Below are 14779 nucleotides of genomic sequence, written 5' to 3' on the forward strand. Positions count from 1 at the left end.
TCCTTCGGGGTTCGCGTTCCAGGCATCTTAAATGACTGCCCACGCTAGCTTGACACTGACACGTCAGCTTTTCGGTTTGGCGCTGCCCCCTGTCACAGTGTAAGATAAATATAGAGGGAAGACCGAGCTTGTGATGAAGATCCGCGAGATCCCGCATCCGCCGGTTGTGCTCGCAGCCGCTGCGCGCTGTCAAACGTGCGCCGCCGCAACGAGTCCGACCCGCGGGGCGGGATTTTGTATGGTCTACAACCGGGGGGCAGCTAATGATCGGGAACAGATGGATACGCGGGTATTATGCGGCATATGCGGCGTATGCCGCGGCGATCGCGGCATATTTGTGGTGGACGAGAGGTAATACGGTACCGGCTGAGCTGCTCGGATCGCCTGCCGATCCGAGTACGTTCATGACGGCGGAGCAGCTGAAGGACAGCGTGGAATACGGCTATTGGCGCAGCTTGCTGTTTTTTGTTGCGCCGCCATGGGAGTGGGGGGTATACGTTACGGTTTTGTTCAGTGGAGCGGCGGTTCGATACGAGCGCTGGCTGAGCGGATGGATCAAACGATCGTGGCTTCGGATCGGAGCTTATCTCGTTACGCTGACCTTGGTTGTATTCGCCGCCGTCCTGCCTCTGCGTCTCGCCGCATACGGACTGTCGCGCAGCTACGGGATCACGACGCAGCCGCTCGGCGGCTGGCTGCGCGACAAGCTTGTCGCCTACGGGGTCGGAACGCTGACGACGGCGATAGCGCTTGGCACCATCCTCTGGCTCATCCGGCGCGGCGGGCGCTGGTGGCTGAAGCTGTGGCTGCTGTCCGTGCCGTTTATTTTGTTCATGATGGTGATACAGCCGGTGCTGATCGACCCGCTTTACGAAACGTTCTCGCGCTTGTCCGATCCGGTGCTGGAGCGGGACATTTTGCGGCTTGCCGCCGAAGCCGGCATCCCGGCCGATCGGGTATACGAGGTTGCCATGTCCGCCAAAACGAACGCGATGAACGCCTACGTGAACGGCATCGGCCCTACGCTGCGCATCGTTCTGTGGGATACGACGCTGCAGCGGCTGGATCATGCCGAGATTATGCACATTATGGCGCACGAGATCGGGCATTACGCGATGCATCATTTGGAATGGAGCGCGCTCGGCGCTGTCGGTTCATCGTTGGTCATGATCTGGCTCGGCAGCAAGCTGCTGCGGTATGTGCTGACGCGCTTCGGCCCCGTCTGGGGCGCAGGGAGGCCGGATAGGCCGCACGCGGGGCTTGTCATCACGCTGCTGCTGCTGTTTTCGTCCTTGTTCAGCTTCCTTACGCTGCCATTGTCCAATGCCATATCGAGGCAGGCGGAGCACGCTGCCGATCTGTATGCGCTTCAGCTCGTAGGTTCGGGTACGGGCGCGGTTACGATGAATCAGAAGCTGGCGGCCGGCACGATCGACATCGTCAATCCGCCGCTTCTCGTCTACTGGTTTCGGTCGACACACCCTACGGATATGGAGAGAATACGCGATGCCTCTGCTTACCGACCATAAACCGGTCCAAGCCCGAATTCCGGACCCAGGATCGCCTCAAGGCGTCGTATCGCTCTATGTGATAGCTGGCATCGCCACTTCCCCGGACTTCATGGAGGGGCTCAGGCTGGAGCTGGAGCGGCGCTTCCTGCAGCGCTGGGGCGAGCGCGGCGGCCGCATCCGGTCCGCGCTGCTGCATCCCTACGGCGCGTGGGACCGCAGCCTGTGGGCGCAGCTGCGCGACATCCGCCGCGACCTGCGGCTGCGCGTCGGCCGCCGTGCCGTCTCGCTGGGCGGACGGCACGTGCTGCAGCGCATCGCAGATAGCGGCGCTGCGGCGCAAGGCCCGCTGTGGCTCGTCGGCCACAGCGGCGGGGGCGTCGCGGCGGTGCACGCCGCGGAAGCCATACTCGCGGCCGGCGGTGCCGCCGATTGCCGGCTCGTGCAGGTCGGCTCGCCCCGCTGCGCGGTGGCAGAGCCGCTGCAGGCGCGCACGGCGTACTTGTACGCCGCGCGTCGCGCCGGCAAGCCGGCCGACCCGGTGTGCCGGCTCGGCACTTGGGGCGGCTGGGAACGTACCGCCGCGGGATGGCTGCGCTGGAATCGGCTGAAGTACGCGCCGAAGGTCCGAACGCCGCTGCACATCAAGGGCGGACATGCGGATTATTTTCGCGAAGGGGAATGGTACCGGGCGGCAGCCGACGCCCCGCTTAACCTGCAGGTTACCGTCGATGCGATGTGGGCGACGCTGACGGAGCCATTACCTGCGGCGCGCGATGAAACTATCTTAAGCGGCATGGACGTATAAATAAAGGGACGAAGTTCGGAAAGAGGGGGCGAAGGCATGGCCGATTCAAGCGAGCTGACCGAGACCGGCTACGAACGGCATATACGGCGCGAGCTGCTGCGTTGGGAGGCGAGGCTGCTGAAGCCGCACGGCATTGTGCAGCGTGCAGGTAAGAAGGTGCAGAACCGGATTAACGAGCTGCTGCCGGACCGGTTTCACGATACCGTGACGGCGGCGGTGCGAGGCATATTCAAAGCGGCGTTGTTCAGCATGGACTATATCCCGAAGCAGGCGCCGCTGCAGGCGGACTCGCTGTCCGGCCACGACATCCGCGCGGAGAAGACGCTCGATTTGTACCGGAAGCTGGCTACCGTAGAGGGGGCGGGAACGGGGGCGGGAGGCATTTGGCTGGGGCTGGCTGATTTTCCGCTGCTCATCGGCATCAAGGTGAAATTCCTGTTTGAGCTGGCGCATGCATACGGCTACCGTACCGAAGATTTCCGGGAGCGCGTCTTTATTTTGTACGTGTTCCAGCTCGCGTTCTCCTCTCCGGCTTATCGGGACGAACTGCTACGCACGATTAAGATCTGGTCGAATACGGAGCCGGCGATCGCGCGTACGGGCGACGATGCGGTGGATTGGCTGCAGCTGCAGCAGGAATACCGGGATACGATCGATTTTCGCAAAATGCTTCAGCTCGTCCCCGGCATCGGTGCCGTCGTCGGCGCGTGGGCGAACTATCAGCTGCTCGATGAGCTCGGGGAAACGGGCATGAATTGCTACCGGCTGCGCTGGCTGGCGGACCACAAAAAGGAGGGGCAAGGCGAATGAATGCGGCAGATCGCCAAGAATGGGCGCTGCTGCAGGCCGTGCTCGCAGCGGAGCTGCAGGCGGCCAAGGCGCTTACATCGCAAGGGAAGGCGGCTTCGTACATTCCGGAGCTGGCCAAGTCGCCCCCGGATGCGCTCGGCATCAGCATCATGAGAGCGGACGGAGCGGTGCTCGCCGAAGGGGACGTTCACCTCAGCTTCACGATGCAAAGCATCTCCAAGGTATTTACCTTAATGCTCGCTCTTATGGACAACGGGGAACGGGCGGTGTTTGAGAAGGTCGGCAAGGAGCCGACGGGCGACGATTTCAATTCGATGCTGAAGCTGGAGCTGGTTGAGCCGGGCATTCCGTTCAACCCGCTGATCAACGCCGGAGCCATCGTCATTTCTTCATTAATTGCGGGGCGCACGCCGGCCGAGAAGGCGGAGCGAATCTTGGACTTCTTCCGTTCGCTCGCCGGTAACGAGGAGCTGGACGTTAACGAGTCCGTGTATCGCTCGGAAGCGGCGACGGCGCATCGCAACCGTTCTCTGGCTTACTTCCTGAAAGATAACAACGTGCTGACAGACGACGTCGAGGAGGTGCTGGACGTATATTTCCAGCATTGCGCCGTTCAAGTTACGACCCGCGATTTGGCCCGTATGGCGCTCGTTCTCGCTTATGACGGCACGGACCCGATCACCGGCTTGGAGCATATACCGCGCCGGTTCGTGCAAATCGCCAAGACGTTCATGATCACCTGCGGTATGTACAACGCCTCCGGCGAGTTCGCGATCGAGGTAGGACTGCCGGCCAAGAGCGGCGTTGCCGGCGGTATTATGACCCTCGTGCCGGGGCGCTATGGCATCGGCGTCATCGGACCGGCCCTGAATGCCAAAGGGAACAGCGTAGCCGGCGTTCATTTGCTGGAGCGGCTAGCGCAGCGTCACGATTGGAGCATGTTTTAGCCATGAAAAAAAGGAAGGGGACGACGTTGATCCGTCAAACCCCTTCCTTACATCACGATGCTGAGCACCGCGAAGAAATGAAACACCGACCCGCCGAGCACGAACAGATGCCACACGGCGTGATGATATTTGAAGCCGCGCCACACATAAAAAATGGTCCCGACCGTATACGTGATCCCGCCGACGATCAGCAGCACGAGCCCTTCCGTCGAATAGTTCTGCAGAAGCGGCTGCCAGGCAAAGACGATCAGCCAGCCCATCGCAATATACAGCAGCGTTGAGGTGAACATGAATTTCTTCGTCAGAAACGCTTTGAACACGAGCCCCAGTAAAGCAACCCCCCATACGACGCCGAACAGCACCCAGCCGGTCGTCCCCCGGATCACGGTAAGCAAAATCGGCGTGTACGTCCCCGCGATAAACAAGTAAATCGAAGCATGATCGAAAATCTCGAACAAATCCTTCAGTTTCCCTTCCGGAAAGCTGTGCAAGAGCGTGGAAGCGAGGTACAAAAGCAACATTGTAGCGCCGAAAATCGTAAAGCTCGTCACATGCAGTGCCGTTCCTTTCATGGCAGCGAATACGATCAGAATGACGAGCGCGGCAATGCTCAGCAGTATGCCGATGCCGTGCGTAACGGCATTCGCCACTTCTTCGTTCCGGGAATACGTATGGGTGTTCGCCATAGCCGTTCAATCCTCCTTTGATACGCCTATTATAGCACGACCGGGCCCAGCGTTTCATGTCTCCGGGTTTAGCCGCCGCTGGAATGGGTATACAAGTAAGGAAAGATTTGAACCGAAATGGGGGACCCATCCGTGAACATGAAACATACCGCGCTTCTATCGCTGCTCGGCGCGGCCATGATGACATCCGGCTGCGCTTTATTTCAAGCGCCGGAAGCAAAAGAAACGAACGCGGCGGCTGCGCCCGCTCCTGCGGAAGTGACCGTCGGCCTTATCGACAACCAAGGGCGTCCGGTCGGGCAAGCCCAGCTGAAGCAGCTTCAGCACGGGGTGCTGATCGATGTGAAGGCGACGGGACTGACTCCGGGTCTGCATGGCTTCCATATCCATGAAACCGGCAAGTGCGTGCTTCCCGATTTCAAATCGGCGGGCGCTCACTTCAATCCCGGTGCCAAGAAGCACGGGCACGACAACCCTGCCGGGCCGCATGCGGGGGATATTCCGAACCTAGTCGCGGAAGCGGACGGCAGCGCACAGGCGCAATTCATCGTAACGACGGTAACACTCAAGAAGAATGCCCCGAATTCGCTGCTGAAGGCCGGAGGCACCGCGCTTGTCATTCACGCCGGTGTCGACGATCTGGCCACGGACCCTGCCGGCAATGCCGGGGATCGGATCGTTTGCGGGGTCATCCAGTAAATACGACATAACAATAATTATGTAAAAAAATAACCTGAGGCGTTCTCCAAAAGGAGAACGTTCAGGCTATTTGCATGGTATGGATAATTACGAGTACCGACGGATGATGCCGGCGAGCTCTTGCGCAACTGCAGAAGCGCCGCGGCCCAAATCCGATCTGCTGAACCGGCAGCGGACGAAGCTTTCGTCAAGCTCCAGCGCTTCGCTGAATAGTCCGCTCAGTCCGCGTGCGCGGCGGTCGATCTGCAGCAGCAGCTCAATTCCGTCCTCGGACGGGAAGAAGATGACCTCGAGTTCGTCTAACCGGCCGCGGAATTCCGATGCCGCCGGGGCGAACTCAAACTCTTGAACGAACGGTAGACCTCTGCCGTGAGCAGGAGCGTACTCGCAGGTCACTTCCCGCAGCCGGAATCCTAACTGCTCGACCGCTTCCCACACGATCTGTGCGTGAGGATGAGGAGATACGTTCAGGTAATCCTGATCCTTCGGGTCGAACGCTTCTTTAATATCAAGCCCGGTCTGAATCCACACCGGCGTGCGGCCGATCGTAACCGGGGTCATATCCGGAAGCTCGAAGCTGAACGGGAACTCGTACGTTTGCCCGGCTTCGACCGTAAACTTGCCGGCGAGCAAAATTTTCGCGATCGGCGCTTCGACCTCTACGTGCGAGTCGTTTTGCTCCTTGCGGTATTTGGTCATGACATAGGCGTACACGTCGTCGACATTTTGGCTCACTCTTCCGCCTTGAATGCGGACGATACCGGTTAAGCGGTCGCCTGCATGAATTTCGGCATCGTCGATGAGCATATCGACTTGTGCGGCGCCGATCCCTACGCTGGCAAGCATTTTCTTAAACATGGACATATTGCGGCTTCCTCCTTCAACATGGAACATCTGATAACGTATACGTATGGTGATGACACAAGGTTTCCATTTCGCAATGTTTCGATCATTTCTCGTAGAGTATGCGGTTGCGGCTTCCGCCACTTTTTCTTATAATGATGAGAACGAGAGGGAGGGCGGTAGCTATGGCAAATCATTTTGCCGGAATGAATAGCGGCTCATGCAAAGCCTGATTAGGGCGATACTTTGCATGGGCGGACACGTAGCGTTACGATCGTCGCCCAATTACAGCTTATATCGGTTCTAATGATGGCTTTGCACCTTATTTGTATATCATTATCAATAAGGGGCTGAAGAGCTATGGACCAACCGTTCATTAGAAACCATCAATATAACTTTATCAAGAAGCAAGTCGCTGCCCTGCAGCATGCATATAACACCGTATCCGACCGGAAAGTGGTGGAAGCGGTCAAGCTGGAGGTCCAATCGAAAATCGTCGAGATGTTCCCGGAGGCTTCGGATTCGCAGCAGCGGATGCTGGAAGGAATCGCCGCGCTTCAAACATCGAGCGACTTCCAGCAATATACGGCAGCATTGGAGCCGTACATGGAAGCTTTCGCACCGGTTACGGAGAACGAGCTGAAGAAGCTGTTTCCGAAGGCGAAGAAGCTGAAGCTGCCGGGTTTGGATGCCATCGACTTCCGCTACATCACGTATCTAGGCTGGAACGATATCGCCACGAACAACATGTATATCGTGTATCGCCTGGACGGCCGGCTAATCGGTATCGAAGGAAGATGCACCCGGCTGAATAAGAAAAGCGTCTGTTCGCTCTGCAACCGGCACGAAGAAGTAGCTTTGTTCTCCGCCGTCAGCAAGTCGAGACCGGCCAACGCTTCGCCGGATTATTACAAGGCGTTCGGCAATTACGTCTGTGTTCATAGCGAAGCTTGCAACAATAATATTACCGATGTCGCACCGCTGGAAGATTTTCTTCGCAGGATCGTTGGGTGACGACTGGACAAGGACCGCCGATTATGGCGGTTCTTTTTTTAGCATGAAGTCCATGGTACCGCTCATGTCGTTCGCCGTGCCGTTCTCAAATAGGCTTGCGTACGTTAGTTCAGAGAGGAGTGTGCATCGCCTATGAATGGGTATAAGAGCCGGTCTCTGAAGAGCAAATGGGTCAAAACCAAGTGGCTGATCCAGGATAGCCGTCTGCAAAAGTACGTGCCGGAGACATCTCTGTATAGCAAAAATGCGTTGCAGCGGATGGTGAGCCGGTACCCGATGATCTATTTCAAACCGACGGGCGGAACAGGCGGCAGGCACATTGCGAAGATCGTCCGGCTGAAGCCGAATCGCTTCCGAATTCAGAAAGATAACGCATCGGTTACCGCCGCATCGGTGGATGCCCTGCACAGGGAGCTGACTCAATTCGCCGGCTCGAAGAGTTACTTGATCCAACAGGGGATTTATTTGAAAGACACCGGCAAACGGCCGTTCGATGTCAGAGTGATGGTTCAGAAGAGGAATAACGGGGCGTGGACACCGTCGGCTATTTTCACCAAGATCGGGAAGCCCCATAAGGTAGCGACGAACTATCACGCAGGCGGGCAATTGGGCTATCTGGAAGAGACGCTTCGCGGGGCCGGATATTCGAAGCGGCAAATCAAAGCCGCCCGAAGCCTGCTGGAAACGATGGGCCGGCATGCCGGCGCCTGCTTCGACTGCCACGGCAAAGGCTTTCGTGAACTCGGTCTCGACGTCGCCATGGATCGTTGCGGCCGGTATTGGATTCTGGAAGTCAATACACGACCGCAATTTTATCCGTTAAAGCATATGAAGGACAAAGCGCTTTATCAGCGCATTATTCGTTTGGCGAAGGAATATGGGAGAACATCTTAATGGTTCTTAACTTGTTCAGCTTGTCGACCCTACGCAGGCGCTATTGCACGACAAGAAGCAAAACTTCGTGTGAACGAAATCAAGTTGCTGAAACGATACGGTTACAGCGGCGTTACAGGACCGATACTGCCGTCCTGAATCGCCGCTTTTTCTTATACGGCTGCTAACAAACTTGCTATGGTTGCGCCGATCACCTGACAAAGCGGTTGTACGCCGAATCGGGAGGGATCGCAGCCGCGATCTGATCCAAATACGCGTTCAGTTCATGTAAGGTGCGTCGTCCGACCCAGTCTCTGTCCAGCAATTCCTGCGGCAGCATCGGATCGGACAAGTACAGCTCGCTAATCACTTCCCCCAGCTGCAAATACAGCAAGAACAACCGCATTTCTCTGTCAGCCTCGCATTTGTTGTTCGGCATTGAGCCGTCAGCACCTGGATTGGAGCATGCAGCGTTCTCGGCGAGAAGCGGCTCGACTTCCAGCTGATTGTTGCCGCTGCTGCCTGCACCATACTGTCTCCCGCATCGGCAATCGCGGCGGAGAAAGATGTTATGCGCAATGTGGAGAGTTACTTGACCTGGAATACTCCTTTTACCATTCGGATAGGAGACAACATCTTATCTGCCAAGGGAGAAATGATCAATTCGCTGCAGCTCGTTCCCGTTCGGGCTGTATTCGAAGCGGCCGGTTTGACGGTTACTTGGAACGGCGACGAGCAAACGTGGCACGCCGGCAAGGACGGTCTATCCGTCCGGCAGAAGCTTGGTGACGATACTCTTTTCGTCAACGGCGTCGGGCATCGTCTTGATCATGCTGCGGTGATGGGCCCGGACGGCAGCATATTAGCTTCCGTACGGACGATTCCCCTGGCGCTTGGTTTGGAGCTGCACTGGGATTCCGCAAGCAGGGTGCTAAACGCTAGCCCTTTACCGCAACAAGATAACAGCAAATTTTATGTATCGTCACCCGCGTTCCCGGCGGAAGGAGATATTCCGCCGAAATATGCTCACGGCGGCATCCAAGGCGGCACAAACGTCAGTGTTCCGCTGCAATGGAAGGGCGCACCGGAAGGCACCAAGTCGTATGCGTTAATGATGTACGACGTGCATCCGATCGCAGACAACTTTATTCATTGGAGTGTAGTGAATATCCCTGTTTCGACAACGGGCTTGCCTGAAGGAGCTGCCGGAAACCTGCCCGCCGGTATGGAAGTTAACGCTTATTTCGGCATGGAGCCGCCCCGCTATTCAGGAGACCATCTATATCGGATAGCCGTGTACGCTCTCGATACGGATAAGCTGCAGCTTCCGGAGCAAACACCTGTTTTTGCCGAGCAGCTGGAGCCGTTGCTGCAGGAGCATGCGCTGGCGTATGCACAGACGGAAGGATTTTTCCGCAATGAATCATTGCCTGCGGGAAGGCCGGCGTTGCGGGATTGACATCTGAATGTGCAACAACCGTGACATCCGGCGAATGTATATAATTAGGGGCTTCGCTATGATGGTAAATGCATTTATGCCGGGCACATTTCGTTCATAGGCTGGCGGAATTGATGCGGGAAGATCGGGAAATCCGGTAGCCTGGTTTCCCCAAAAACCTTCACTTGCGTGAAGGTTTTTTTGCGCTGCCGCTTATTGGCGACTGCTGGTTATCCTATTTGTATAGACCCGGCGCTATCGTTGCTTCAGCCACTTGGACCATAATCCGGGCTTCTTACGGGTTCGGCGAGAACGCGGGGGGATGAACGGAGTATCGTTGTTTCTGGGGGGGACCGACGGGGCGGCCAACAGCATGTTCCGTTCGGACTCGGTAATTCCTTCTGGCTTCACGGGACTTCCTCCAATTTCATATCGATCTCATTCATTGTAACCTGAAATGTCGGTTGGAATCCTTAAAAATTTTGTGAAAAGGGGAGTGGGGAGCTGCAACGAACGATGGACAACCTATGTGCGATGTTTTCCGGCGAAGAGCAGGGGATTCCGATGGGATCCAACACGAGTGCTACTTGGGGCGGAGCGGGCCGTCCATTGTGTGAACCGGTTGAGACCGATAAAACCACAATAATATTACATAAAAAACATTATGTAAAATATATATATATTCCCCATTGAGCATGACACTAGCGTTATGGTTTATAGTCAAGGTAACGAACAGGAAAGAGGTGCATAATATGGAACAACGACGGTATATCATTCTAGGCATATCGGGTAGCTTGCGTAAGAGATCGTCAAATACACGTCTGCTATCATTTATCGAACAGCTGCTTCCTGAGGGGACGGAATTTCGTCAATTCGATGGACTTGCCGCATTGCCGCATTTCAATCCGGACATTGACGGCGTCGAAGCAGAAGTGCATGACAAGGTTCGCGAATGGCGTTTGAATGTGCAAGAAGCGGATGCAGTCGTGATCTGTACACCTGAATACGCGCGGGGCGTTCCGGGATCGCTCAAGAACGCGCTGGACTGGGTCGTGTCCAGTGGCGAATTCGTGTCAAAGCCTACTGCGATCATAAGCGCATCCCCGCACGCGGATGGAGGGGCAGCAGCTCTTGCTTCGTTGAAATTGACTTTAACGATGATGACCGCTGATCTTCCGGAACATGCATCACTCGCTATTCCATATATCAGTAAGATCATTGAACAAGATGGAAGCGTTTCGGAGCCTCACATGGTGTCATTGCTATGCAAACTCGTGAGGTCACTTCTGCAGGCTGTATCGAGCAAATAATGCTGCAAGCAGTGTTCCGGTGCCTCGGATACTGCTTTTTTTTCTGTTCGAAGCACCAAGAAGACCCGACAGCTTTCCTGCCGGGTCTTCTTATGAATAACTTCATATCGGGGATTAGAACCACCAAATCCAACGGATACAACCAGTCAACCATCCGAACATACGCTGTGCAGCCCCCTTTCGCAGATCAACTTGCTTTACAAATTCATCATATCCCCCGGACCTTAACTTCAAATAAACGGTATCTTACAAATAACATGTATTTTCTTAATTCTCGAGTGTATAGTGGAAGGGGTTATTGTACTTTTATGGAATTTTGTGTGGGATTCATTTTCGATGGAGGGAACGGACTTGGAAGCGAAAATCTTGATCGTGGAAGATGACGATGCGATTGCGGATGCGATTCAAGCTTATCTGAATAAGGAAGGGATCGAGACCAACCGGTGTGATAACGGTGAAGATGCGGTAGCGTCGGCGCTACTGGGATGGGATTTGATTTTGCTGGATGTGATGCTGCCGAAATTGGACGGCTTTGAAGTATGCCGGGAATTACGGAAACGTGACGTTAACGTGCCAATTTTATTCCTTACGGCAAGAGGCGACGATATCGATCAGGTGCTGGGTCTCGGCTTGGGAGCGGATGATTATATCACCAAGCCATTTTCAGGTGCGGCGCTCGTTGCGAGGGTGAAGGCACATATTCGTCGCTACCGGGAGTTTAACAGGAATGGAAACAACATGCTCGACGTATTGCGATTTTCCGGCGGGCTGGAAATTGATACGGAGTCTTTCCTGGTGAGGCGCGGCGGGGAATCCATTCAGCTGGCGGCCAAGGAATTTGAGCTGCTTCGTTTGCTGGCAACAAACGCGGGGAGGGTGTTTACCAAAGAGCAGCTGTTCAAACAAATATGGAGGGACAAGTATTACGAAGGCGATGACAACACCGTAACCGTTCATATACGCCGCTTGCGGGAGAAAATCGAGGCCGATCCTTCGAATCCGCAATATTTGCAGACGATTAGGGGATTGGGATATCGGTTTTCGAAGATGTGATTGAAGGAAGTGAACCTATTGTTTTGGAATCTTAGAAATAAGATGACCATTATTTTTGTTGCAACGACGTTAATGTGCCTCACGCTTATTTTCGCTACCGGCTACGTTCTTGAATATGTTTACGGTCCCCTCAGTGTGCTGAGCCGGGATGCGGATGAGTGGCTTCAGCAAAAACAAGATTTTATCGACAATCAAACGGGGGAAGTTCAGAAGGCACTTTCCAGTGGAATTCCGATAACCGAAGCAGCTGTCCCGGAGACCATCCCTTTTATTGGCAGCATTATTGTCGTGTCGCTAGACGGCAAGGTGTTGGTGGATACTAGCAAAACCCTGGGAGACGATATTAACGAATCTTGGCTGATCTATGAATTTTCGGCTAACAGCCGGAAGTCGGTGGATCTGGATCTTTGGAACGACTCCGTGACGGCGGGTAAGGTTTTGAACGAGCTGAGAACCATCATGCATGAAGGAAAACCATGGGGGCTGTATATTATTCGTTATTCTATGAAAGATGCCCCATTGATTACGAATCGGGATATTCAACAGATTCAGCTAATTAAATTTATTGCCAGCTATCATTTTCTTGCGCTGCTTATTCTTTTTATTGTGTCTATTTTTGGAATTCTATTGCTGGGGATTTATAGAAACCTATTAGTCAAACCGATACAGACCATTTCCGCCGTTGTCGGTCAAATTGCAAAGGGCGATCTTGCCGCACGCGTACATTTGAAGAACGAGAGGAACGATGAAATCGGCCATTTGGCTGAAAATATTAATACGATGACCGCCAGGCTTCAGGGTGCGATCTCGCAGATGGAGTCGGCGGACGCAGCACGCAGGTATATGGTTGCAGCAGCATCCCATGATTTGCGGACACCGCTCACTGCCGTCCTAGCCCATACGGAGGCAATCAAGGAAGGGGTCATCGATAACCCTGAGCAATCGTTGGCATTGATCCATCAGCAGGGGAAGCTGATGCAACGGTTGCTCGACGATTTATTTGAGCTTGCCTCCCTGGATGCCAATAGCGGGGAGTGGCATATGGAGACGGTGAACTTGTGTGAATATATTCGCAGTGAGATAATCGCCTTTATGCCTCAATTTGAACTGTCGGATTTCGCTATCGAGGTGGACATTCCCGAAAGTCCGATCTACGCAAGCCTTGAGAAACGAAAGATGGAGCGAGTACTCATCAACCTGTTCCAAAATGCGTGTAAATACGGATCGGTTGGACAATGGGTCGGTATCCGAGTTTGGGATCAAGGGGAAACCGTTCGTATTGAAGTACAAGATAAGGGGCCCGGTATACCCGCCGATGAACAGCAAAGGATCTTTGACCGATTTTACCGGGCAGATCTAGCACGAAGCAGCAAAAAAAGCGGCAGCGGCCTAGGCCTATCTATCGTGCAGGAGATAATAGCAAGGCATGGCGGTAAGGTTGGGGTGTGTTCGCCAGCAGAAGGGGGCGCCTGTTTTTGGTTTGAGCTGCCGATCATTTTGCTTGAGAAGTAAGGTAAGTAACGATGGAAGAGATGCCGCCTGAGATAAGGTTAGAACGGCTTGTGTCCTTCTTTACAGCCAGAGCATAACCAAAATTGTCCGTGATCGAGCCGTACTGCTTGTATACGGGAGCTTGCAGCACAAATGGAGTGCTATCCATCCCCAGCAGCAATCCCCACATCTTACCGCCATGCGAGGCAACGGGGCGCTTCCAACGAATCGTTCCGTTCACATCCTCCGATTGAACACCGTCTGCCGACAAAACATAAATATTACTCGAATGTCCCGGACAAAGGGCTGTCGATGAAGCGTAACCGTTTCGTCACGAGGGATGGGACCCATCGCCGCTGCAGCGAACAGCCGTTTCATTGCCAATGGCCACCTCTTTCACCATGAATGTTACTCACGAATGTAGGCTCTGTATGTGAAAAAAATGTTGCATAGAGGGTAAACAGGAATTTTGTGGGTGTTTATTTCCATTACGAATTGAAGCCGCGAAGCTTCGTCGTTTCGTTTTCATGGTACAAATACCCAAATATTAGGCATTTCCATCAGTAACAAGTGCGGACCCCGCCTCATATTGTACTATCGAGTTCAGCACCGGTCGTTCTTCCTACTTGCCAATCCTCGCAGCTACAAAATATTTGGAGGGTTTCACAAATGAATGAGTTCCAAAATGATCTTCAGCAGTTGAGCGTTTCCCCGTTCCATCAAGGCGAGCTGTCGCCTTGGGAGCAGCAAGGCCAGATTCCGGCTGGGGGATATTCGCCGGGCTCGAACCCGACGGATCCTGCACGTCTTTGCGTGGGCCTTTGCGTGGGCTTTTGCGGCGGCTTCTGTGCCGGCAGCTGCGTCGGTTTTTGCGGGGGTTTCTGTGCCGGCAATTGCGTTGGCAATTGTGGAGGCTTCTGCGGCGGCTTCTGTCACCATCGCTGCGGCCATTGCGGCGGTTTCTGCCACCACCGGTGCCGGTAAGCTAATAAGAAGAATAGCAAAGTGCAGCCCCTGTACAGCAATTTTCGCTGGCAGGGGTGTTCTGCGTTGTGGTTCTGACATTTGGGACGACAAGGCGTACATATGCTAATGAGGAAGACTGTCGACGTTTGATGATCAGCGAAAGGCAAGGAGGAGTATAATGGCAAGGCTGAACCCATCTTCGCGGTTGAAAGTTAAGGGGGATACGTTCTTTCTCCCGGTTCCGAATGACGGTGTTTATTTCCGAAATAACGTAGGGCTTGCTGAAAAATCAAAAAATCCTTATCTCACAAGGGTTTAGAGGCACTTTTGTCG

Annotated in this window: 16 protein-coding genes; 12 read left to right on the top strand and 4 right to left on the bottom strand. The window is 54.4% G+C overall.

Features of this window, described 5'->3' with window-relative positions:
* The first annotated feature begins 263 nt into the window (after positions 1–263).
* The 4 genes from ACFFK0_RS23915 to glsA all read left to right on the top strand — a co-directional run bounded on the left by ACFFK0_RS23915 (position 264) and on the right by glsA (position 4073).
* On the top strand, positions 264–1529 hold the full coding sequence (locus ACFFK0_RS23915) for a M48 family metallopeptidase (RefSeq protein WP_377472888.1): 1266 nt from the start codon (positions 264–266) through the stop codon (positions 1527–1529).
* Positions 1530–1896: 367 nt separating this feature from the next.
* A complete protein-coding gene (locus tag ACFFK0_RS23920) occupies positions 1897–2316 on the top strand; it encodes a hypothetical protein (RefSeq protein ID WP_377472889.1) in 420 nt (139 codons plus the stop codon).
* A gap of 36 nt (positions 2317–2352) precedes the next feature.
* A complete protein-coding gene (locus tag ACFFK0_RS23925) occupies positions 2353–3126 on the top strand; it encodes an EcsC family protein (RefSeq protein WP_377472890.1) in 774 nt (257 codons plus the stop codon).
* Complete coding sequence (gene glsA, locus ACFFK0_RS23930) at positions 3123–4073, top strand: glutaminase A (protein WP_377472891.1); 951 nt, start codon at positions 3123–3125, stop codon at positions 4071–4073. The genes ACFFK0_RS23925 and glsA overlap by 4 nt, the downstream gene beginning before the upstream one ends.
* Positions 4074–4120: 47 nt before the next feature.
* On the opposite strand, the gene trhA is transcribed toward glsA, so the two are convergent.
* On the bottom strand, positions 4121–4759 hold the full coding sequence (gene trhA, locus ACFFK0_RS23935; RefSeq protein ID WP_377472892.1) for a PAQR family membrane homeostasis protein TrhA: 639 nt from the start codon (positions 4757–4759) through the stop codon (positions 4121–4123).
* 138 nt (positions 4760–4897) lie between these two features.
* Here trhA and ACFFK0_RS23940 point away from each other — a divergent pair, with 138 nt between their 5' ends.
* Positions 4898–5458, top strand: coding sequence for a superoxide dismutase family protein (locus ACFFK0_RS23940; RefSeq protein WP_377472904.1), 561 nt, complete (start codon positions 4898–4900; stop codon positions 5456–5458).
* Between the two features lie 87 nt (positions 5459–5545).
* On the opposite strand, the gene ACFFK0_RS23945 is transcribed toward ACFFK0_RS23940, so the two are convergent.
* Complete coding sequence (locus ACFFK0_RS23945) at positions 5546–6322, bottom strand: sporulation protein (RefSeq protein ID WP_377472893.1); 777 nt, start codon at positions 6320–6322, stop codon at positions 5546–5548.
* Positions 6323–6661: 339 nt separating this feature from the next.
* On the opposite strand from ACFFK0_RS23945, the gene ACFFK0_RS23950 reads away from it, so the two are divergent.
* Complete coding sequence (locus tag ACFFK0_RS23950; RefSeq protein WP_377472894.1) at positions 6662–7315, top strand: FusB/FusC family EF-G-binding protein; 654 nt, start codon at positions 6662–6664, stop codon at positions 7313–7315.
* A 132-nt stretch (positions 7316–7447) separates the two neighbouring features.
* Positions 7448–8209 carry a YheC/YheD family protein gene (locus ACFFK0_RS23955; protein WP_377472896.1) on the top strand — a complete coding sequence of 254 codons (762 nt, stop codon included), beginning with the start codon at positions 7448–7450 and terminating at the stop codon, positions 8207–8209.
* A 190-nt stretch (positions 8210–8399) separates the two neighbouring features.
* Here ACFFK0_RS23955 and ACFFK0_RS23960 read toward each other — a convergent pair whose 3' ends face one another.
* On the bottom strand, positions 8400–8627 hold the full coding sequence (locus ACFFK0_RS23960; RefSeq protein ID WP_377472897.1) for a PaaX family transcriptional regulator C-terminal domain-containing protein: 228 nt from the start codon (positions 8625–8627) through the stop codon (positions 8400–8402).
* A gap of 132 nt (positions 8628–8759) precedes the next feature.
* On the opposite strand from ACFFK0_RS23960, the gene ACFFK0_RS23965 reads away from it, so the two are divergent.
* The 4 genes from ACFFK0_RS23965 to ACFFK0_RS23980 all read left to right on the top strand — a co-directional run bounded on the left by ACFFK0_RS23965 (position 8760) and on the right by ACFFK0_RS23980 (position 13501).
* On the top strand, positions 8760–9647 hold the full coding sequence (locus ACFFK0_RS23965; RefSeq protein WP_377472898.1) for a YbhB/YbcL family Raf kinase inhibitor-like protein: 888 nt from the start codon (positions 8760–8762) through the stop codon (positions 9645–9647).
* A 731-nt stretch (positions 9648–10378) separates the two neighbouring features.
* Complete coding sequence (locus ACFFK0_RS23970) at positions 10379–10936, top strand: NADPH-dependent FMN reductase (RefSeq protein ID WP_377472899.1); 558 nt, start codon at positions 10379–10381, stop codon at positions 10934–10936.
* A 351-nt stretch (positions 10937–11287) separates the two neighbouring features.
* Positions 11288–11989, top strand: coding sequence for a response regulator transcription factor (locus ACFFK0_RS23975; RefSeq protein WP_377472900.1), 702 nt, complete (start codon positions 11288–11290; stop codon positions 11987–11989).
* Positions 11990–12007: 18 nt separating this feature from the next.
* Positions 12008–13501, top strand: coding sequence for a sensor histidine kinase (locus ACFFK0_RS23980; RefSeq protein ID WP_377472901.1), 1494 nt, complete (start codon positions 12008–12010; stop codon positions 13499–13501).
* On the opposite strand, the gene ACFFK0_RS23985 is transcribed toward ACFFK0_RS23980, so the two are convergent.
* On the bottom strand, positions 13482–13721 hold the full coding sequence (locus tag ACFFK0_RS23985; RefSeq protein ID WP_377472902.1) for a hypothetical protein: 240 nt from the start codon (positions 13719–13721) through the stop codon (positions 13482–13484). The two genes, ACFFK0_RS23980 and ACFFK0_RS23985, sit on opposite strands and share 20 nt — an antisense overlap.
* A 428-nt stretch (positions 13722–14149) precedes the next feature.
* Here ACFFK0_RS23985 and ACFFK0_RS30705 point away from each other — a divergent pair, with 428 nt between their 5' ends.
* Complete coding sequence (locus tag ACFFK0_RS30705) at positions 14150–14464, top strand: heterocycloanthracin/sonorensin family bacteriocin (protein WP_512700681.1); 315 nt, start codon at positions 14150–14152, stop codon at positions 14462–14464.
* Positions 14465–14779: the final 315 nt, after the last annotated feature.

Origin of the sequence: Paenibacillus chartarius, from assembly GCF_042432825.1 — a bacterium.
Classification (GTDB): domain Bacteria; phylum Bacillota; class Bacilli; order Paenibacillales; family NBRC-103111; genus Gordoniibacillus; species Gordoniibacillus chartarius.